The organism is Hydromonas duriensis, from assembly GCF_004363775.1.
Lineage (GTDB): Bacteria > Pseudomonadota > Gammaproteobacteria > Burkholderiales > Burkholderiaceae > Hydromonas > Hydromonas duriensis.
Genome location: NZ_SNZE01000002.1, coordinates 128458 through 148847 on the forward strand (window position 1 = coordinate 128458; position 20390 = coordinate 148847).

The window sequence follows — 20390 nt, forward strand, 5'->3', positions numbered from 1 at the left end:
CCAATATCTAATCAACCAGAGGAGCCTTCATGACCACTATTTTGGAAAAAGATTTTGTTGAGTCCATCGCTGATGCGTTTCAATACATTTCTTACTATCACCCAGAAGACTACATCAAAGCACTGGCCGCTGCTTATGAGCGTGAAGCCTCGCCCGCAGCAAAAGACGCCATTGCACAAATTTTAACCAACAGTCGCATGAGTGCTGAAGGTCATCGACCTATTTGCCAAGACACAGGGATTTGCGTGGTGTTTCTCAAAATCGGTATGAATGTTCGCTGGGAGTCCAAACTCACCATCCAAGAAATGGTCAACGAAGGTGTGCGCCGTGCTTACCTCAACCCTGATAATGTCTTGCGTGCCTCTGTACTTGCTGATCCCGCTGGTAAACGCAGCAACACCAAAGACAACACCCCCGCCGTTGTACACATTGAAATGGTCGCTGGTGATACGGTTGACGTGACGGTCGCAGCCAAAGGTGGCGGCTCGGAAAACAAATCCAAAATGGTCATGCTCAACCCATCTGATTCCATCGTTGACTGGGTTTTGAAAACCGTACCAACCATGGGCGCAGGCTGGTGCCCGCCTGGCATTTTAGGCTTAGGCATTGGCGGCACGCCAGAAAAAGCCATGACGCTTGCCAAACAAGCAATTATGGAACCGATTAACATGCATGAGTTGCTCGCGCGTGGCCCCTCCAATCGTGTTGAAGAATTGCGCGTTGAGCTATACGAAAAAGTCAATGCATTGGGCATCGGTGCGCAAGGTTTAGGTGGTCTCACCACAGTATTGGACGTTAAAATTTTGGACTACCCCACACATGCCGCCTCATTGCCCGTCGGCATGGTGCCCAACTGCGCGGCCACCCGTCACGCGCATTTTGTGCTCAATGGCAGCGGCCCCGCCCTGCTCACCCCACCGTCATTGGACACTTGGCCCAATGTCAGCTGGACGCCTGACGTACAAAAAAGTAAACGGATTGACCTGAACAACCTGACCCGTGCTGAAGTGGAAAGCTGGACACCAGGTCAAACTTTATTACTCAATGGCAAAATGCTTACTGGACGCGATGCCGCGCACAAACGCATCGCCGACATGCTCGCCAAAGGCGAACCCTTACCAGTTGACTTCACCGATCGAGCGATTTACTACGTCGGCCCAGTCGACCCCGTACGCGATGAAGTGGTCGGTCCAGCGGGTCCCACCACCGCCACGCGCATGGACAAATTCACCGAAATGATGCTGGCACAAACAGGCTTAACCGTCATGATTGGTAAATCAGAACGCGGCCCAGCAGGTATTGAAGCCATCAAAAAACACAAAGCCGCCTATCTAATGGCGGTGGGTGGCGCAGCGTATCTGGTGTCTAAAGCCATCAAATCAGCCAAAGTATTGGCTTTTGAAGACTTGGGCATGGAAGCGATTTATGAGTTTGATGTGGTTGACATGCCCGTCACGGTTGCCGTTGATTCAAACGGCGTGTCGGTACATGAAACAGGCCCGAAAGAGTGGAAAGTAAAAATCGAGCAACTCAAAGGAAAATAAGCCCCACAAAAAAGCCCAGTTCATACTGGGCTTTTTTATAGTCAACTTGGTTGGCGTTGATATCTGTTCGTGCGCCATTTAACTTGATTAGCATCGTTTCGTAATTACTTTGAATCTCGCATCAACGTTGATTTACCAAATAAGCTATCCACCAAATCTACGGCCAACAATGCCGTTTGATTTTTGACGTCGTATGCGGGGTTGACTTCCATGATGTCAAGAGAGGCCATACGCCCCGTGTCAGCAATCATTTCCATGCACAGTTGCGCTTCGCGGTAGGTTGGTCCACCTGGAACGGTTGTGGCAACGCCAGGGGCTATGCTCGGGTCAAGAAAATCAACATCAAAACTAACATGCAGATGGGTATTCTCGGTCATGCCTGCCAGTGCGCGCTCCATTGCTTCACGCATGCCATACTCGTCAATGTAACGCATGTCGAATACTTCTAAACCAACTTGATGAACAAAACGTTTTTCGCCCTCGTCAACGCTGCGAATCCCAATCTGATGCACCACGTCAGGATTAATCGCTGGAGTGCGGCCACCAATACGCGTGAGTTGTTTTGGTCCATAGCCACACAATACGGCAACAGGCATGCCGTGAATATTGCCCGTGGGCGTGAGTTCACTCGTATTAAAATCGGCATGGGCGTCTAACCACAGTACGCGCAAGTCTTTTCCTTTTTCACGGCAATAGCGTGCAACCGCGCTGATGGAGCCAATACCTAGGCAATGGTCACCCCCTAAAATAATTGGCAAATGACCTTGCTGCAAGGCAGCATAACTGGCTTCATGTAGAGATTGATTCCAAGCGGCAACTTCCTCAAGGTGGCGGTAGCCTTCAACGGGGGGTAGCCAGGGGTTGGTCGGCCCAGCTAAATTGCCACTGTCAATGACGTTTAATTGATGGGCTTTGAGCATTTCAATCAAACCTGCAACCCGCAAGGCTTCTGGCCCCATGGATGCGCCCCTTGAACCTGCGCCGATATCTGTTGGTGCACCAATAAGTTGTATCGTAGTCATGAGATGTGTTCCTTATGTAATATTTCAATCAACTTTTCCACTGCCAAACCACGGTGGCTAATGGCATTTTTTTCGTTATGTGACAATTCTGCTAAAGTTTTATTCAAATGCGGTAAATAAAAATAAGGGTCGTAGCCAAAGCCAGAGTCACCACGGGGATTATCAATCATTTCACCCCATAATTGACCGTCTACGATAATCGGTTGTGGGTCTTGAGCATGACGAACCAGAACGATGACACAATAAAAATAAGCCCGTTTGTCGAGTTTATCCGCTAACGCGGCCGTTAATTTTAAATTGTTGCGCACGTCTTTGGGCAAATTTGAATCTTTGTCCTCTCCCGCGTATCGAGCTGAAAGCACCCCAGGTGCTCCGTTTAATGCAGGTACACACACCCCAGAGTCATCCGCCAATGCAGGCAACCCCGTGATGCGAGCCGCATGCCTCGCTTTGTGTAATGCGTTTTCAACAAAAGTAAAATAAGGCTCTTCGCACTCGGGCACATTCAAAGCCGCTTGCGCTTGCACCTCAATATGAAGAGGAGCAAGCAGGCGATTGAACTCGAGCAGTTTACCTGAGTTATTAGAAGCCAAAACCAATTGAGACATAGATAACCCACCTCATTTTTATAAATACATCACCATGCAGGTGACTTTTTTCCAATACAACAACTGCCACATTCTAGAAGTGAGCGAAATCGATTCTTGCACAAACCCTTGCTTGATAAAAAAGCGGTGCTCCGCCTCAGTCATCGCAGGAAACTCAATACGAATACGATTGTAATGATAAGTTCGAGCATGCTGGATTAAACACCGCAATAATTGCTGACCAACCCCGATACCCCTACATTGCGGATCAATCGCCAAACCAATAACAAGCAACTCGTCAGGCCTAGGCTTTTGACGAACATATTTCAAAACAAACGCAGCCCAAAGTCCCGATAAAAAACCTAAGTTTTTGATGAGCGTACACAATGAAACCTTTTTAATCAGTGTCTCACGCAAGTGAGCAAATCCCAAAACCCCTAGCAAATGCTCTTCCAAATAGGCGGCCACGCAACAATTCGGCTCTAAAAACTGTTGCAGCAAGGCAGCCCGTTTGACGCTGTTTGGTACTGCCAATTTGAAATATTGACCAAAAGTTTCATTGTACAAAAGAGAGACCAAGCGGGCATCCTGCGGTCTGAAACCAATCGTGCAATTGATATCCATTTCAACTCACCTGATGTCACCACGTAACTCACGGACGATAGATTCCAAATATTCAGGCGTTGCCTTTTCCGGTTGAATTGGCGACCCCACCACCACATTCACTTTTGAAAAAAATCCGCGTACAAAAGGACGTGTCATCGCTTTGCCGTATTTTCGTGAGAAGAATGAGCCCCATAAGCCTTGTAACGCACATGGAATCACTGTGGTCGGATGCAAAGCTAAAATTTTGCTGATGCCGGGTCGAAACGTGCCAATCTCACCATCACTGCTCAAACGACCTTCTGGGAAAATGCAAACTAGCTGACCGTCTTCAAGCTCATGTGCGATTTGTAAAAAAGCTTTTTCCAATAAAAATTCGTCGTCTTTAGCACTCGCAATTGGAATGGCCTCTAATTTTTTAAACACCCATGACAATACTGGAATTTTAAAAATCTGTGCATCCATCACAAAACGAATTGGACGCGGGCTCGCCGCCATTAAGAACAAAGCATCTACAAATGACACATGATTTGCAACCAATATTGCCGCTCCTTGCGCGGGTATGACTTGACGATTAATGAACCGCACGCGATACATTAAACGAGTCAACACCCATGAGAAAAATCGCAAAAAGAATGCGGGCACTAAACGAAAGATATAAATGGCAACCAAGACATTCAAAATTGCTGTCACGCCAATGATGTGCGCCACATTGGCTCCCAGCATGGTCAAGACCAAAGCCATGACACTGGCAATAATCATAAACAAAGAATTGATGATGTTGTTCGCCGCAACGATGCGCGCACGGTGGGTCGGCTGTGCGTACGTTTGAATCATGGCGTATAACGGTACGCTGTAAAAACCCGAAAACACGGATAATAAAAACAAATCCAGCAACAATCGTATACTGCCTTCATGCGCCAAAAAGTCAATGACACCCATCAAATCTACGCCATTGCCTCCCACTCCAACAAAAGCTTGAATCGCAAAATACAAATCGATGCCAAAAATACTCATGCCAATTGCACCGAAAGGCACTAAACCAATTTCCAATTGTTGGCGTGACAATTTTTCGCACAAAACTGAACCCACACCGATACCAATAGAGAACGTCGCCAACATCAAGGTCACAACCCGTTCATTTGCGTGCAAAATCTCTTTTGCCAAGGGCGCAAAATGCGTCAAAAAAATCGCGCCAAAAAACCACAACCATGAAATACCAATCATGGCATAAAACACGGCCATATCTTCACGCGCGAGCTTCAAATTGCGCATGGTTTCCGACAGTGGATTCCAGTTCATTTTAAGATTTTGCAAAGACGGCGTGCTTGGAATGAAGTAACTTGCAGCGTAACCCAATAAGGCCACCGTTACGCACAATAAAGCCACGAGTTGAACACCTTGCTCACCATAATGCACCAGCTCACCAGCCACCAAAGAACCCACAAGGATTGATACAAACGTTGCCATTTCAACCAAACCATTACCGCCGACAACTTCCTGATTCGACAAATGCTGAGGTAAATAAGCATACTTGGCGGGGCCAAAAAGAGCTGAATGCACACCCATCAAAAACACACAGACATATAAAATCGAAGCCACATGAGCAATCAACCCAAAAGCCGCCAAACTTAAAATGACAATTTCAAACAACTTAATCATGCGCATGAGCCGAGCTTTGTCCATTTTGTCCGCCAACTGCCCTGCCGTAGCAGACAGTAAAACAAAAGGCAAAATGAATAGCCCCGCAATTAAATTACTTGCCATCGTGCTGGACAAGCCGCCGTATTGCGCCGCATAAAAAGTCACCAACAGGGTGAATGCAGATTTAAACAAAGTATCGTTAAAAGCACCCGAAAGCTGTGTGATAAAAAAGGGAAGAAATTTGCGCTGTCGCAAAAGACCAAAAGAAGAATTCGACATATTTTAAGAGTTGTATAAGTTTGATGAGTCGTACGTAACGAGTATGTTTTTCAAGTAAATATTTGAGTAAATTTCACAAAAAAACGGGCAACCCGCCCGTTTTTTTTAATGACCAATGTATTAACCTTCAATTGGCCAATCACGGATATATGCTTTTAACATTTTATTTTCCAACGCTTGCGCATTGAGCATGGCTTTGGCGACATCGTAAAATGAAATGACGCCCATCAGTACATTGTTATCAATAATGGGCACATATCGAGCATGGCGATCAAGCATGGCTTGGCGGGTATCGTGCACGTCCGTTTCAGAGGTCAAAACCAGCGGCGAGCGATCCATAACCTGACCAACCAATGTCCCAACAATTGAGCCTCGGGTGAAACTCAAAGAGCTGTTGATTTCACGAAACGTCAACATACCCACTAAAATACCCGCATCCAAAACAACCAATGAACCCAAGTCTTTTTCTGCCATCAAGTCAACCGCAGTTTGTAGTTCAGTTTCAGGGTTCGCAGTGAACAATGTGAAGCTTTTAGTTTTTAAAATATCAGCAACTTTCATAGTTGTCTCCAGCGAAGTTTTAATGTTCAAATCAGTTTTCAAATTCAATGCAATAACCACAGCATTGCACGTTTAAAGCGCATTGTAACCATAAGCCCGCTTAGATGCACTACTTTTTATCGCTTTTCAAACAACTCAGATAAAGACACCTGATGGTAATTTGAACGATGTAAGTCGGTTAAACGGCTGGCCCACGGTAAATGCTCCTGTTGTGCTTTAGCGGCATGGTATTGAGAATCGAATACGAACACATCGTACAAATGGGCTAAAGAAACCTCACTTGTATCACAAATCAACGCCCAGCCCGTCCCATCATCTGGACGACGAATTTTACCGACCCATCCTTGAGTTTGGAGTTTGCCCATAATGCTCGACAAATCGTCACTATTGAGCTTCATTTCTGTTTGCAATGACTCCCAACTAATCATACGTGCAGGCGAGTGCTGTACCTGATATAGCTTATATAAAATCATCAATGCTTCGGGTAAGTCGTCACCAACGCGCGGCTCTTTACGCCAACGTTCAAATTTTAAAATCGGCAAACTCGCTGTCAATGACGCCCCCAACATCACAATCCACCAAAACACATAAAGCCACAAAAAGAATGCAGGCAAAATACTAAATGCGCTATAAACAATCGCATAGACTTGGAACTGATGGAAAACGTAAGCAAAACCTTGCGTCAGGCACACAAATAAAATAGCCGCCACCAACGCGCCAATCAATGCATCATGCCACCTAACCTTGCGATTAGGCACAAACATGTATAACGCTGTGAACGCGAACCAAGCCAATAAAAAAGAGCTGGCAGTCATCAGCCCGTTATTTAAAAAGGGCGCATTTTTTATAGAGTCAAAAACATAACGGCTCAATACAAGAACCAAAGCAAATAATATCGGACCTGCCGTCAATACGGCCCAATACACCAAAACATTTTTACGCAACAATCCGCGTCGTTTGACGTGCCAAATATCGTTGAAAGCCCTATCGACTGTACTCATGGTTAACAAAGAAGTGGTAACCAATGACAAGCCGCCCGCTAAAGACAACTGAGAACTGCGAGCCGCAAATTGATTGATTTGCTTCATGACCTCTTTACTCATTTTTTCGGGCATCAAGTTATCCAACATCATTTGTTGAAGCTCTTTTTGAAATTTTTCAAAAACAGGTAAGCCTGTGAGCACGGATAACATCACCACCAACAACGGTACAAGTGCCAATACCGAGGTGAAACTCAGACTACTCGCCACTTGATTTAAGCGTTGCTCATTCATTCGCCGCAATAAAAAGTGAAATACGGCAAGGACGCGCTTACCTTTTTGTTGGAGGTTTTGTAATTCAGTAAAATTCATGGCGTTTAGTCTTTTGTGTGGGTGAAATAAGTGATACAACTCTTGTGGCCGAGCACTTGTTCATCTTTGAGCGATTTTTTAAGATGAATTCTGGATATAATACCGCTATTCTAGCAAAAACACGTTTCGCTTATGGTGCATCGCAGCATTTTTTATATGAAAAATCCCTATATACTGGTTTTGTTTTATTCTCGCAGCGGTCACACTCAACGACTGGCCGAGTTCATTGCTCAAGGCATTGAATCTTTAGGATGCGTTGAAGCGCGTTTACGCACCGTACCCCCAGTTGCAGTTCAAACCGACACGACTTTGCCTCCCGTGCCTCTTGACGGCGCGCCTTATGCCACTTTGGATGATTTAAAAGACTGCATAGGGCTTGCTCTCGGCTCGCCCACACGCTTTGGCAACATGGCGGCTCCAATGAAACATTTTATTGATGGCACCAGCGGCTTATGGAATAGCGGTGCTCTTATTGGCAAACCCGCATCTGTATTCACCAGCACAGGCTCACTGCATGGCGGACAAGAAACCACGTTATTAACCATGATTCTGCCGCTGATGCACCACGGCATGATTTGGGTAGGCTCGCCATACAGCAATCCAGAGTTGATGCGCACCAGCAGTGGCGGCACGCCTTACGGGGTGTCTCATTTGGCAGGTGTAAAATCGGACAGAAGCATAGACGACACCGAAAAACAGTTGGCATTTGCGGCGGGACAACATTTGGCGCGTATCGCCCTTAAATTACAAGAAACATAAATGACCTCATCTCAACATTCTCCTGAACTGCATGCGCTTAGCCGCAAAACCTCTTACGCCTGCATTACCCTAATTGTATGGTGCTTATTTTGGGAGACTGTCGGTGCGCCCTTACAACATGCAGGCTATTGGCTTGCCCTGAAAGGTTTTTTACTGCTGCCGCTCTTGCCTAAACTTTGGCGCGGCGAACGCTACACGTATCAAGTTTTGAGCTTATTGATATTGTTGTATGTGCTTGAAGGACTGCTGCGCACATTTTCAGATACTGCACCTTCGCGTTATTTCGCCGTTATAGAATTGTTGTTATCCACTTTGATTTTTATATGGGTCAATCAGTTCGCTCTAAAAACCAAAGCCGCAAAACCTCAACGTGAGAAAAAAAATCGAAAAATGAGCTGGCTACTCTACGCCATCATTCTTTTAATCGCCATGAACCTCACACTGCCGAGCACCCACAGCTCGTTGATTGGTGCAGAAGATGCGAACTACATTCATTTTAAAACAGCACTGGAATGGCTAACAGCCGCTTTGGTCATACCGTATGTGAGCTTGATTGTATTTTATCGATTCAAAACAACCGAAAGCACATCAGACCGTTCATGATGCATTCACCTCACCGCACTCATTTTTTAAAGGCGCTCATCACTTGTGTCGGCGAAGCCCACTTGCTGACGGATGAAGCTGCAAAGCCTTTTACACAAGATGAGCGCAACCGCTATCACCACCCTGCCCTTGCCGTTGTTTTTCCAAAAACAACCGAGCAAGTTGCCCGCATCGTCCAACTATGCGCCAACCATCAACCACCAATTGCCATTATTCCGCAAGGCGGCAACACAGGACTGGTCGGCGGTTGTGCTGTTTTAACCCATCGCGATAGTATTCTGCTCAACTTATCACGTATGCAACAGGTACTTGATATTGACCGTGACAATCGCACCATGACACTACAAGCAGGCGTCACTTTAGAACAGGCTCAACAAACAGCAGAGGCGCATCAGCTACTTTTTCCGCTTACTCTCGCTTCACAAAACGCAGCCACCATCGGCGGCAACCTCGCCACCAACGCGGGCGGCACACAAGTCCTGCGCTATGGCAATATGAGAGACTTGTGTTTAGGGTTGGAAGTCGTTTTACCGACAGGTGAAGTTTGGCAAGGCCTGAACCGTCTGCGCAAAAACAATACAGGTTATGACTTAAAACATCTATTCATCGGTGCAGAAGGCACTTTGGGCATCATCACCGCCGCGGTACTTAAACTATTTCCCGCACCACAGCAAACTCAAGTAGCGATGCTCGCTGCGCCCAGCGTGGCTGGTATTGCCCGTAGTTTCGATGTCTTGCAACGCCAGTTTGATGCACAACTGACCGCATTTGAATACATCTCGCCCAGCGCATCACAACTGGTGTGTGCTCAGTTTAACTGGCCCCCTCTTTTCTCAAATCACAATGCACACGTTGCATTGATTGAGCTATCACATGCACAACCCGATGCCTCTTTAAATGAACAATTGCAAAACCAACTCAGCCAACTGATTGACAATCAAACGCTTGACGATGTACTGATGGCTCAAAACCTCAATCAAGCCAATAATTTTTGGCGCATGCGTGAACATATTTCGGCCGCTCAAAAACGAACGGGACCCAACATCAAACACGACATCAGCGTCCCCATTTCAGCCATCGTGCCCTTTATTGAACAAACCACATTAACGTTAGAACAAGCCTACTCTGGCATTCAGCCCATCGTATTTGGGCACATGGGCGATGGCAATTTACATTTCAATATTTCATGCGGCCGCGCATTCGCAACATCCGAGCAACTGATGGCTCGCGAACGCGACATTAACAATATGGTTTACGAAAAAGTCACTCAATTCGGCGGCAGTATCAGTGCCGAACATGGCATAGGCCTACTAAAACGCGACCTTATGCCCTCCATCAAAAGCGCGGTCGAACTCAATATGATGCGTCAATTAAAAAATACTTTTGACCCGCTCAATATCATGAACCCTGAAAAAATCATCACACACAACTAAGCCACCGCACGTTCAATCTTCACAAAAAATAGAACGGTCGTTATTTTTTATTAAAATGCATTCAAAACTCAATTACTTCTGTTAATAAACAAGATTTCATAAACAAACCCTAGTGTTTTAAAGTATAATCCCTACTGAAGCCAAGTGATATTCAACATTGAGAATGGTTTCTTTTGATATAAAGGACATATATGAGTAAAGAACATCCCGTCGAACACATTGAGCCCGTGCCTGTGAGTGAAGCCCTGCCTTCTCGCAAAGTGCTCCGTTCGTGGCTGTTGCCATTGGTACAACAAGACACCGCACGCGCCTTGCGTTTGTTGATTATTGATTACATCATCTTTTTTGCTTTGATTTTCGCAGCCATGGCCGCACCTCATTTTTGGCAACGCCTATTGGCAAGTCTCGCCTCAGGCTACTGGATTGGTCGTCTCTTCATCCTCGGCCATGATGCCTGCCACCAAAGCTACACACCACACCGCAAGCTCAACCGCCTTTTAGGCCGAATTGCATTCTTACCCTCTTTGTCAGCCTACAGCTTATGGGAAGTCGGTCACAATGTGATTCATCATGGCTTTACCAACTTAAAAGGTGTTGATTTTATTTGGATTCCCGCGTCTAAAGAAGAGTACGACGCCATGAGCGGTCCGCGTAAAGCACTCGAGCGTTTCTATCGCAGCGGCTTCGGCCCTTGGTTGTATTACATGATTGAAATTTGGTGGAAAAAAATGTACTTCCCCAATAAAAAACACAAACCAAGCGATCGCAAGTCATTCTTTTGGGACAATGTGCTGGTCACCGCTTTCGCCGCCATATGGCTACTGGCCATCGTGTTAATTGCGCCTGCGTTTAATGTCAGCATCATTTCAGCCCTCATCACAGCATTCGTCATTCCATTCATCTTCTGGAATGGCATGATTGGCTGGGCTGTTTACGTGCATCATACGCACTCGCGCATCCAATTTTATGACAACAAAAAAGAATGGACGGCTGCCAATCCATTCGTCACAACGACTGTTCATTTGACATTTAACAAACCTTGGGGCGCCATGATGCATCACATCATGGAACACACGGCTCATCATTTAGACATGACCATACCGCTATATAAACTAAAGGCGGCACAGGATAAGCTGGAAGAACTGTTACCAGGTCGTATCGTGGTTCAAAAATTTTCAGTGCGCTGGTATTTCAAAAATGCCAAACAATGCCAACTGTATGATTATGTGAATAAACAATGGATTGACTTCAATGGTCGTCCAACTGTTAACGCATAAACATAAAAAAGTCCCCGCACATTGCGGGGACTTTTTTTAACTTCATTCTTGGACACATCTTTTAAAAAACTTGAGACATATTCATTCGACTGATTCAAAGAGCACTATCAACTACAGCCAAAATCCTATTTGTTTTATTGATGAGCCCTTGCGACATGCGTTTATTACGACATGCGTTTAAACACATTTTCTTTGTTCATCAGCAAGTGAACCAATGCACCCAAAATATGAACCGCCAATAAACCAACAAAAACATCAGCTCCAAAACCATGCAACGAACCGAGCTGTTCAGCCAAATCAATATTTTTGCCAATTAAAGTCGGCAAGTTAAACAAACCAAAGAAACTGGCAGGATAACCAAACGCGTTACTGGTCAACCAACCGACAACAGGCAAGCCAAACATGGTCAAGTACAACAAACCGTGAACGGCTTTTTCAACCCAATATTTCAAAGAACCGATTGTATTCACTGATGCAGGAATACGGTCTTTTGCACGAATACGGTTAATCAAACGCAAAACGCCCAAAAGCAACACCGCAATACCCAAGGACTTATGCAACCCCATCAACCCCTCGTTGTCTTCTAATTGCCAACCGACAACCAAAGTCGCAATCATCAACAATGCAATTAAACTGTGAAACAACTTAACAGACATGGGATATTTATTTATATTTGAATTACTCATAACGCCCTCATTAAAAAAGATAAAAAAACAGCCGACTTTGATTTTACCACAAAGAAAAACCCATACAGCTTACTAACCACTTGAATTATCACAGATTAAACTTAAATCTCAAAACAATGTGTTTCTATAAAAAACAATAAAATATTATTGGCTTTATCATTAGCTTTGGTATTATCATCCTCTAACTCTAAACTAACAACAGCTATTGTTAGCACTGTTAATGTTGTTAATTTTATTAATAACGATGTCAAAAACACAACACTGATTTTGACACATGCCTAAGCTAAAAGCTAATTTCAGACTAGCCGAGTTGTATTATCAAGTTCTTCATATTGCCAAAAGCCCATCATGAAAAAATTCAAAGACATTTATGCCATCGCCGTTGAACGCAAAGGTTCGGAACAAGTGCTGACACGTCTATTGCCTGCCATTAAAACGGCGAAGGAGTTGGCTAAAATTGATGACAGTCGATATTTATCGACTATGACCAAAGGCATCAATCAAGCTGGATTTCATTGGCAAGTTATTGAGAATAAATGGCCACAATTTGAAGAAGCTTTTTTAGGCTTTGACCCAATTAAACTTGCTCATTTACCCGAAGAAGCATGGGAACGCTACATGGATGACACCCGTGTTGTGCGCAATTGGCAAAAAATTGACGCTGTTAAACGCAACACCCAATTTATTAATGCCTTGCGTGCAGAGCATGGCACCGCCGCTCAATTTTTCGCGAATTGGCGCGTTGACGACCAATTTGGTCTTACTCAATATCTCAAAAAAAATGGTGCTCGCTTGGGTGGCAATACGGGGCAACTTTTCTTGCGCCGCATGGGCTGGGACAGTTACCTGCTGTCGCGCGATGTTGTACTGTGTTTACAGCAAGCGGGCCTGGATATCAATGGAACACCTAGCAGCCAGCGTGAGCTTAAATTAATCCAAGCCGCATTCAACGAATGGCATGAGCAAAGCGGCTTGCCATATAGTCATTTATCAAAAATTGCAGCCTATTCAATCGGCGAAAACCACAGCAGTGAACTCATTTTGAGTTACATGGGACAAGATGTGTATGCGTCCAAAGAATAAGCTGATGTGTTATTTTGTCTGCAGTCATTTGGCTTAGCTTTTTACGCTGTTGTAAACATTGAAGTCCATCCCCCCAAAGTATTAGAACAGCATCCCCCAAATGCGATGACTAAACGCCCCCTGTAGCGAATGTTCTATTGTCGCGCCCTCACGTATCCTCAACATTGTAAAACTTTAAGTGATTTTTTAACGCAGTTAAACAATGATGAGGGGCAAGAATGAGCCACTTTTTAGATCGATTGAATTTTCTTGGCAAAGTGAAAGGTACGTTTTCGAACGGTCACGGTGCTGTCGTCAATGAAGACCGTCAATGGGAGAACGCCTACCGTTCACGCTGGCAACATGACAAAATTGTGCGTTCGACCCACGGGGTCAACTGTACGGGTTCATGTAGCTGGAAGGTGTATGTCAAAAACGGACTGATTACTTGGGAAACCCAGCAAACGGATTACCCGCGCACCCGCCCAGATTTGCCCAATCACGAACCACGCGGTTGCCCCCGTGGTGCTTCCTATAGTTGGTATGTCTACTCAGCCCAGCGGGTTAAATATCCAATGGTGCGAGGTCGCTTGATGCGCATGTGGCGCCAAGCGCGTCAAACCATGTCAGCGGTTGAGGCTTGGGATTACATCAGTCAAAACCCTGAACGCGCTAAACAATATAAGTCGAAACGTGGGTTGGGCGGTTTTGTGCGTGCGACTTGGGATGAGGTCAATGAAATCATTGCCGCTGCCAATGCGCATACGGTTAAACATTTTGGCCCCGACCGAGTACTCGGATTCTCACCCATCCCCGCCATGTCGATGGTCAGTTATGCGGCGGGCTCACGCTACTTATCGCTGCTCGGTGGTGCGTGCTTATCATTTTATGACTGGTATTGTGATTTGCCTCCCGCATCGCCGCAGATTTGGGGTGAGCAAACCGACGTGGCGGAATCGGCCGACTGGTATAACTCAAACTACCTCATGGTGTGGGGTTCAAACATCCCCATGACGCGCACGCCCGATGCCCATTTTTATACCGAAGTGCGTTACAAAGGCACTAAAACAGTGGCGGTCTCCTCAGACTTTGGTGAAATGGCGAAATTTGGCGACATTTGGCTCGCGCCCAAGCAAGGCACAGATGCGGCCTTGGCGATGGCGATGGGGCATGTGATTTTAAAAGAATTTCACTTAGACAATCCCTCGCCGTATTTTCAAGATTATTGCCGCCGTTTGACCGACATGCCGATGCTGGTGGTGCTTAAAGATGATGGGCAGCGACTTGTGCCCGATTATTTCTTGCGCGCCAGTCATTTGTCGGGCAATGCTGGTCAGGACAACAACCCCGATTGGAAAACCTTGGTCATCGATGAGAATACGGGTGACGTGGTCACACCGAAAGGTTCCATCGGCTTCCGTTGGGGTGAGCAAGGCAAGTGGAATCTAAAATCAGAAAACGCCAATAGCGAAGACATCAAAGCGCGTTTGAGCTTGATAGATGCGCATGATGAGGTGGTCGGCGTGGGTTTTGAGTACTTCGGCGGTAAAGATGCGCACGATGTGTTGGTGCGCAACGTCCCAGCCAAACGCATCACGTTGGCCGATGGCAGCAGCACGCTGGTGGCGACGGTGTTTGATTTATTGGTTGCCAACTATGGTGTAGATCGTGGTTTGGGCGGCGAGAATGTGGCTAACGACTACATGCAAGACATTCCGTACACACCCGCTTGGCAACAAAAGCACACGGGGGTTAAACCCGAAATGGTGATTCAAGTGGCACGGGAATTTGCACAAAACGCCCACGACACCAATGGCAGAAGCATGGTCATTGTCGGGGCGGCGTTGAATCACTGGTATCACATGGACATGACCTACCGTGGCATCATCAATATGTTGATGATGTGTGGCTGTATTGGTCAATCGGGTGGCGGCTGGTGTCACTATGTGGGGCAAGAAAAATTACGCCCACAATCAGGTTGGGCGCCGTTGGCCTTTGCCTTGGACTGGCACCGCCCACCGCGCCAAATGAACGGCACGTCGTTTTTCTACGCGCACACCAGCCAATGGCGACATGAAAAACTTGGCATGAATGAAATTATCGCGCCGACGCATGAAGGCAAAGTCGAAAACATGTCGATGATTGACTACAACGCCAAGGCCGAACGCATGGGCTGGTTGCCATCTGCACCGCAACTGTCAACCAACCCAATCGACATCACGCGCATGGCCGAAAAAGCAGGCGTGGATCCGATTCAATTCACGGTCAATGGCTTGAAAGACGGCAGCTTGGATATGTCGTGCAATGACCCAGACAACCCGAAAAACTTCCCGCGCAATTTATTTGTTTGGCGTTCAAACATCCTCGGTTCGTCGGGCAAAGGACACGAGTATTTCTTGAAATACCTGCTCGGTACGCAAAACGCCGTACTCGGTGATGAAGAGCACTGCATCACGCCGAAAGAAGTCAAAGTTCGCCCTGCGGTCGAAGGCAAATTGGATTTATTGGTGGTCTTGGATTTTCGCATGTCAACCACGTGTTTGTACGCCGACATCGTATTGCCGACGGCGACATGGTACGAAAAAGACGATTTGAACACCTCTGACATGCACCCGTTCATTCACCCCTTGAGCGAAGCGGTGCAACCGTTGTGGCAAAGCAAAACCGATTGGGAAATTTACAAAGGCATTGCCAAGAAATTTTCTGAAATCGCGGGCGACTATGTCGGCGTGCAAAAAGACTTGGTCTTAACGCCGTTGATGCACGACTCACCGCAAGAGCTTGGTCAGCCATTTGACGCGCGTGACTGGAAAAAAGGCGAATGCGACCCCATCCCAGGCAAAACCATGCCAGCCATGACGGTGGTCGAGCGGGATTACGGTGCGATTTACGAGAAATTCACCTCAATCGGACCTTTACTGGAAAAAGTCGGTAATGGCGGTAAAGGCATGGCGTGGAAAACCGAGCATGAAGTCGAGGTTTTACGTGGCTTGAATAAAGTGGTGCTTGATGGTGTCGGCAAAGGTCAACCGAAACTGAACACCGCCATTGATGCTGCCGAAATGATTCTGACCCTCGCGCCTGAAACCAACGGTCACGTGGCGGTTAAAGCGTGGGAAGCCTTAGGCAAAACAACAGGCATTGATCACACACATTTGGCCAAGCCACGCGAACACGACGCGATTCGTTTTCGCGATGTACAAGCACAACCCCGCAAAATCATTTCGTCACCGATTTGGTCGGGTTTAGAAAGCGAAGAAGTGTCGTACAACGCGGGGTATACCAATGTCCATGAATTGATTCCGTGGCGCACGCTCACGGGGCGGCAACAGTTCTATCAAGACCACCAATGGATGCGGGCTTTTGGTGAGGGGTTCTGTGTGTATCGCCCACATGTGGATTTGAAAACCACGGACGCGGTGCTCGGTCAACACAGCAATGGCAACCCTGAAATTGTCTTGAATTTCATCACGCCGCACCAAAAATGGGGCATTCACAGCACGTATTCAGACAACTTGCGCATGTTGACCTTATCGCGCGGCGGGCCACATGTGTGGGTCTCTGAAATTGACGCACAAGCAGCGAACTTGGTCGATAACGATTGGGTTGAAGTGTTCAACATCAATGGCACCTTGACCGCACGCGTGGTCGTCAGCCAGCGCGTCCCCAAAGGCATGATTTTGATGTATCACGCACAAGAGAAAATCATCAATGTCCCTGGTGCAGAAGTATCGGGTAAGCGCGGCGGTATTCACAACTCAGTGACCCGAGCGGTGCTCAAGCCGACGCACATGATTGGCGGCTATGCCCAACAATCGTGGGGCTTTAACTACTACGGCACGGTCGGTTGTAACCGCGATGAACACGTGGTGGTGCGCAAAATGGATAAAGTGGATTGGATGGATGAGCCAGCGACTGCAGAGGAGCAATCATGAAAATTAGAGCACAAATTGGCATGGTGCTGAACTTGGACAAGTGCATTGGCTGTCACACCTGTTCAGTCACGTGTAAAAACGTTTGGACCAGCCGCGATGGCGTCGAATACGCTTGGTTTAACAATGTCGAAACCAAACCAGGCATTGGTTACCCCAAAGAATGGGAAAATCAAAGCAAATACAACGGGGGCTGGATTCGTCGCGCCGATGGCAAGTTGCAACCACGCCAAGGTGGCAAAATGAAGATTTTATCGAATATTTTCGCCAATCCGAACTTGCCTGCAATTGACGAATATTACGAACCATTTACGTACGATTACGAGCACTTGCAAAATGCGCCCGAGATGAAAACGCCACCGACGGCACGCCCTGTATCGGTGTTGACGGGTAAAAAAATGGACAAAATCGAATGGGGGCCGAACTGGGAGGACGATTTGGGCGGCGAGTTCGCCAGCCGTGCCAAAGATGCTTTGTTTGAAGGCATTCAAAAAGACATGCACGCGGCATTTGAAAACACATTCATGATGTATTTGCCCCGCTTGTGTGAGCATTGTTTGAATCCAACCTGCGTCGCCAGTTGCCCATCGGGTTCGATTTATAAACGTGAAGACGACGGCATTGTGTTGATTGACCAAGACAAATGTCGCGGTTGGCGCATGTGTATTTCAGGTTGCCCGTACAAAAAAATCTATTACAACTGGACCAGCGGCAAAGCGGAAAAATGCACGTTCTGCTATCCGCGCATTGAAGGTGGGCAGCCGACGGTGTGTTCTGAAACCTGTGTCGGGCGCATTCGATATTTGGGCGTGTTGCTCTATGACGCCGATCAAATCGAAAATGCAGCCAGCGTGGAAAATGAACACGACTTGTATGAGTCTCAACTCGGCGTATTTTTGAATCCACACGACCCAGCGATTCAGACCGAAGCGCTCAAACAAGGGATTCCACAAAGTTGGTTGGATGCCGCGCAAAACTCGCCCGTCTACAAAATGGCGATGGAATGGAAAGTGGCCTTCCCGCTGCATCCTGAATACCGCACTTTACCCATGGTATGGTACATCCCACCACTCTCGCCGATTCAATCCGCAGTTGAAAATGGTTTGGTCGGTGAAAACGGCATCATTCCTGATGTTAAAGATTTGCGCATCCCCTTACGTTACTTGGCGAATTTGTTGACCGCGGGCAATGAAAAACCCGTGCTCAAAGCCTTGGAAACGATGATAGCCATGCGCCGCTACATGCGAGCCAAATCGGTGCATAAAAAAGTCGATGAAACCACACTCAAAAACACCCATCTGTCATCGCGTCAAGTCGAGGAGATGTATCAAGTGATGGCGATTGCCAACTACGAAGACCGCTTTGTGATTCCAAGTTCACACAAGGAATTGGTCGAAAATACGTTTGAAGACAAAGCAGGCTGCGGTTTTACCTTTGGCAATGGTTGCTCGGATGGCACAAGTGAAGGCAGCTTATTTGGTAAGAAAAAAGCGTCGCCGATTGTCTTTCATGACATGCGCCGTGACCGCCAAAACAATGCGGATAAAGGCTAGGAGGCATCATGCGAATGTATAAATTATTATCTGTACTGCTGTGTTACCCAGAGCCAGACTTACTCGCCGCCCTACCCGAGCTACGGACAGAGGCGAATCAGCACACGGCATACGACACTCATTTGACGCCGTTACTTGACGAATTGGCAGCGCATGATTTGATTACTTTGCAGCAAAATTATGTGCAAACCTTTGACCGCACGGCTGCGCACTCATTGCATTTGTTTGAGCACATTCATGGTGAAGACCGCGCACGCGGTCAAGCCATGGTCGATTTGCTCGAAGAGTATCGCCAGCATGGGTTTGACTCTGTGTCCGAGGAGCTACCTGATTATGTGCCGCTGTTTTTGGAGTTTTTATCAACATGCGATGAAGAAAAAGCCGCGCAGTTGCTGGGCGACGCGATTCATGTGTTGGCGCATGTGGGTCATAAGTTGAAAGACTCGGGTTCCGTGTACGCAGGCGTTTTCGATGTACTGCGCGACTTGTCACCTGTGACACCTGAACCGTTGACCGTGCCACCGATTCGTGACATGGATGAAGCACTGGAAACCTTTGGCCCGAGTGCCGATGGTGTTGAACCCTTGCTCAAACCTGTGGCACCGATTAACTTTTACCCACAGCGACCCAACGCCTCGGCAGGGCATCAAACTGCACATTAATGCACTGACGTGCTAAAGGAACAGACATGGATTATTTGAATCAATTCATTTTTGGGATTTATCCCTATATCGCCTTGGCGATTTTTGTGCTGGGCTCACTGGTGCGTTTTGAACGCGAACAGTATTCGTGGAAAAGTGAGTCTTCTCAGCTGTTGCACATGGGCTTGCTGCGTTGGGGCAATATATTGTTCCATGTCGGAATATTAGGCTTATTCTTTGGCCATTTGGTCGGCTTGCTCACGCCTTTGGTGGTGTGGGATACATTGGGCATTTCGCACAGCACCAAACAACTTGTAGCCATGGTCGCAGGTGGCATCATGGGCGTCATGTGTTTACTCGGCGTGTTAATGCTACTTTACCGCCGTTTCAGCAATGACCGTTTGGCGGCCAACACCACTTGGCGCGATAAGCTGGTCTTGTTATGGATTTTGGCGACCTTACTGCTCGGCTTATCAACGATTTTTGTGTCCGCTCAACATTTGGATGGCGAGGACATGGTGGCCTTGATGACTTGGGCGCAACATGTCGTGACTTTCCGCGGTGATGCGGCCAGCTACGTCATCAATGCTTCTTGGGTCTTTAAACTGCATTTGTTCATGGGCATGAGTTTATTTGTGATGTTCCCGTTCACCCGTTTGGTGCATGCGTGGAGTGGTTTTGGCACGTTCACCTACATCAACCGCGCATGGCAATTGGTGCGGCCACGTAAATAAACGGCAAAACCTTGGGGACAACGCTCCGATGTGTGGCTTGTTGGTTTGCTTGTTTTTTTAATGTGAAAAACAATTGGCTTGAGGCGCGTTAATTGGGTTCAGATTCAACTTCTTTATC

General features: G+C 46.9%; 17 protein-coding genes. 10 read left to right on the plus strand and 7 right to left on the minus strand.

Annotated features, from left to right (window positions below; all coding sequences use genetic code 11):
* Nucleotides 1-29 precede the first annotated feature (29 nt).
* Nucleotides 30-1544, plus strand: coding sequence for a fumarate hydratase (locus DFR44_RS01780; protein ID WP_133618994.1), 1515 nt, complete (start codon nt 30-32; stop codon nt 1542-1544).
* Between the two features lie 104 nt (nt 1545-1648).
* On the opposite strand, the gene rocF is transcribed toward DFR44_RS01780, so the two are convergent.
* The 6 genes from rocF to DFR44_RS01810 all read right to left on the minus strand — a co-directional run bounded on the left by rocF (nt 1649) and on the right by DFR44_RS01810 (nt 7592).
* Entirely contained in the window at nt 1649-2566 is a 918-nt protein-coding gene (gene rocF / locus DFR44_RS01785) for an arginase (RefSeq protein ID WP_133618995.1), read from the minus strand.
* Nucleotides 2563-3174: an RdgB/HAM1 family non-canonical purine NTP pyrophosphatase gene (gene rdgB / locus DFR44_RS01790; RefSeq protein WP_133618996.1), complete on the minus strand. Its 612-nt coding sequence runs from the start codon at nt 3172-3174 to the stop codon at nt 2563-2565. Before rdgB ends, rocF begins: the two co-directional genes overlap by 4 nt.
* 18 nt (nt 3175-3192) lie before the next feature.
* On the minus strand, nt 3193-3777 hold the full coding sequence (locus tag DFR44_RS01795; RefSeq protein WP_133618997.1) for a GNAT family N-acetyltransferase: 585 nt from the start codon (nt 3775-3777) through the stop codon (nt 3193-3195).
* Nucleotides 3778-3783: 6 nt separating this feature from the next.
* On the minus strand, nt 3784-5679 hold the full coding sequence (locus tag DFR44_RS01800) for an MFS transporter (RefSeq protein ID WP_133618998.1): 1896 nt from the start codon (nt 5677-5679) through the stop codon (nt 3784-3786).
* Nucleotides 5680-5799: 120 nt separating this feature from the next.
* Nucleotides 5800-6240 (minus strand): CBS domain-containing protein, encoded by a 441-nt coding sequence (locus tag DFR44_RS01805; RefSeq protein ID WP_133618999.1) that lies wholly within the window; start codon nt 6238-6240, stop codon nt 5800-5802.
* A 116-nt stretch (nt 6241-6356) separates the two neighbouring features.
* Complete coding sequence (locus DFR44_RS01810) at nt 6357-7592, minus strand: YihY family inner membrane protein (RefSeq protein WP_133619000.1); 1236 nt, start codon at nt 7590-7592, stop codon at nt 6357-6359.
* Nucleotides 7593-7748: 156 nt separating this feature from the next.
* Between DFR44_RS01810 and wrbA the strand changes: the two genes are divergently transcribed.
* The 4 genes from wrbA to DFR44_RS01830 all read left to right on the plus strand — a co-directional run bounded on the left by wrbA (nt 7749) and on the right by DFR44_RS01830 (nt 11664).
* A complete protein-coding gene (gene wrbA, locus DFR44_RS01815) occupies nt 7749-8351 on the plus strand; it encodes an NAD(P)H:quinone oxidoreductase (RefSeq protein ID WP_133619001.1) in 603 nt (200 codons plus the stop codon).
* Entirely contained in the window at nt 8352-8954 is a 603-nt protein-coding gene (locus DFR44_RS01820; RefSeq protein WP_133619002.1) for a DUF2069 domain-containing protein, read from the plus strand.
* Complete coding sequence (locus DFR44_RS01825; protein ID WP_162845117.1) at nt 8951-10387, plus strand: FAD-binding oxidoreductase; 1437 nt, start codon at nt 8951-8953, stop codon at nt 10385-10387. Before DFR44_RS01820 ends, DFR44_RS01825 begins: the two co-directional genes overlap by 4 nt.
* 191 nt (nt 10388-10578) lie before the next feature.
* Nucleotides 10579-11664: a fatty acid desaturase gene (locus DFR44_RS01830; RefSeq protein ID WP_211336879.1), complete on the plus strand. Its 1086-nt coding sequence runs from the start codon at nt 10579-10581 to the stop codon at nt 11662-11664.
* A 164-nt stretch (nt 11665-11828) separates the two neighbouring features.
* Here the strand turns inward: DFR44_RS01830 and DFR44_RS01835 are convergent, their stop codons facing one another.
* Nucleotides 11829-12350, minus strand: a complete 522-nt coding sequence (locus DFR44_RS01835; RefSeq protein WP_133619004.1) for a cytochrome b — start codon at nt 12348-12350, stop codon at nt 11829-11831.
* A 348-nt stretch (nt 12351-12698) separates the two neighbouring features.
* Between DFR44_RS01835 and DFR44_RS01840 the strand changes: the two genes are divergently transcribed.
* The 5 genes from DFR44_RS01840 to narI all read left to right on the plus strand — a co-directional run bounded on the left by DFR44_RS01840 (nt 12699) and on the right by narI (nt 20272).
* Nucleotides 12699-13433, plus strand: coding sequence for a DNA-3-methyladenine glycosylase I (locus DFR44_RS01840; RefSeq protein ID WP_133619005.1), 735 nt, complete (start codon nt 12699-12701; stop codon nt 13431-13433).
* Nucleotides 13434-13651: 218 nt separating this feature from the next.
* Complete coding sequence (locus DFR44_RS01845) at nt 13652-17347, plus strand: nitrate reductase subunit alpha (RefSeq protein WP_133619006.1); 3696 nt, start codon at nt 13652-13654, stop codon at nt 17345-17347.
* Complete coding sequence (gene narH / locus DFR44_RS01850) at nt 17344-18897, plus strand: nitrate reductase subunit beta (RefSeq protein WP_133619007.1); 1554 nt, start codon at nt 17344-17346, stop codon at nt 18895-18897. The genes DFR44_RS01845 and narH overlap by 4 nt, the downstream gene beginning before the upstream one ends.
* 8 nt (nt 18898-18905) lie before the next feature.
* Entirely contained in the window at nt 18906-19559 is a 654-nt protein-coding gene (gene narJ / locus DFR44_RS01855) for a nitrate reductase molybdenum cofactor assembly chaperone (RefSeq protein ID WP_133619008.1), read from the plus strand.
* Nucleotides 19560-19585: 26 nt separating this feature from the next.
* Complete coding sequence (narI, locus tag DFR44_RS01860; RefSeq protein WP_133619009.1) at nt 19586-20272, plus strand: respiratory nitrate reductase subunit gamma; 687 nt, start codon at nt 19586-19588, stop codon at nt 20270-20272.
* Nucleotides 20273-20390: the final 118 nt, after the last annotated feature.

What these genes read in the sequence shown, in the direction of transcription:
- DFR44_RS01780 (WP_133618994.1), top strand. Translation starts at nt 30, where the DNA reads ATGACCACTATTTTGGAAAAAGATTTTGTTGAGTCCATCGCTGATGCG.
- rocF (WP_133618995.1), bottom strand. Translation starts at nt 2,566, where the DNA reads ATGACTACGATACAACTTATTGGTGCACCAACAGATATCGGCGCAGGT.
- rdgB (WP_133618996.1), bottom strand. Translation starts at nt 3,174, where the DNA reads ATGTCTCAATTGGTTTTGGCTTCTAATAACTCAGGTAAACTGCTCGAG.
- DFR44_RS01795 (WP_133618997.1), bottom strand. Translation starts at nt 3,777, where the DNA reads ATGGATATCAATTGCACGATTGGTTTCAGACCGCAGGATGCCCGCTTG.
- DFR44_RS01800 (WP_133618998.1), bottom strand. Translation starts at nt 5,679, where the DNA reads ATGTCGAATTCTTCTTTTGGTCTTTTGCGACAGCGCAAATTTCTTCCC.
- DFR44_RS01805 (WP_133618999.1), bottom strand. Translation starts at nt 6,240, where the DNA reads ATGAAAGTTGCTGATATTTTAAAAACTAAAAGCTTCACATTGTTCACT.
- DFR44_RS01810 (WP_133619000.1), bottom strand. Translation starts at nt 7,592, where the DNA reads ATGAATTTTACTGAATTACAAAACCTCCAACAAAAAGGTAAGCGCGTC.
- wrbA (WP_133619001.1), top strand. Translation starts at nt 7,749, where the DNA reads ATGAAAAATCCCTATATACTGGTTTTGTTTTATTCTCGCAGCGGTCAC.
- DFR44_RS01820 (WP_133619002.1), top strand. Translation starts at nt 8,352, where the DNA reads ATGACCTCATCTCAACATTCTCCTGAACTGCATGCGCTTAGCCGCAAA.
- DFR44_RS01825 (WP_162845117.1), top strand. Translation starts at nt 8,951, where the DNA reads ATGATGCATTCACCTCACCGCACTCATTTTTTAAAGGCGCTCATCACT.
- DFR44_RS01830 (WP_211336879.1), top strand. Translation starts at nt 10,579, where the DNA reads ATGAGTAAAGAACATCCCGTCGAACACATTGAGCCCGTGCCTGTGAGT.
- DFR44_RS01835 (WP_133619004.1), bottom strand. Translation starts at nt 12,350, where the DNA reads ATGAGTAATTCAAATATAAATAAATATCCCATGTCTGTTAAGTTGTTT.
- DFR44_RS01840 (WP_133619005.1), top strand. Translation starts at nt 12,699, where the DNA reads ATGAAAAAATTCAAAGACATTTATGCCATCGCCGTTGAACGCAAAGGT.
- DFR44_RS01845 (WP_133619006.1), top strand. Translation starts at nt 13,652, where the DNA reads ATGAGCCACTTTTTAGATCGATTGAATTTTCTTGGCAAAGTGAAAGGT.
- narH (WP_133619007.1), top strand. Translation starts at nt 17,344, where the DNA reads ATGAAAATTAGAGCACAAATTGGCATGGTGCTGAACTTGGACAAGTGC.
- narJ (WP_133619008.1), top strand. Translation starts at nt 18,906, where the DNA reads ATGCGAATGTATAAATTATTATCTGTACTGCTGTGTTACCCAGAGCCA.
- narI (WP_133619009.1), top strand. Translation starts at nt 19,586, where the DNA reads ATGGATTATTTGAATCAATTCATTTTTGGGATTTATCCCTATATCGCC.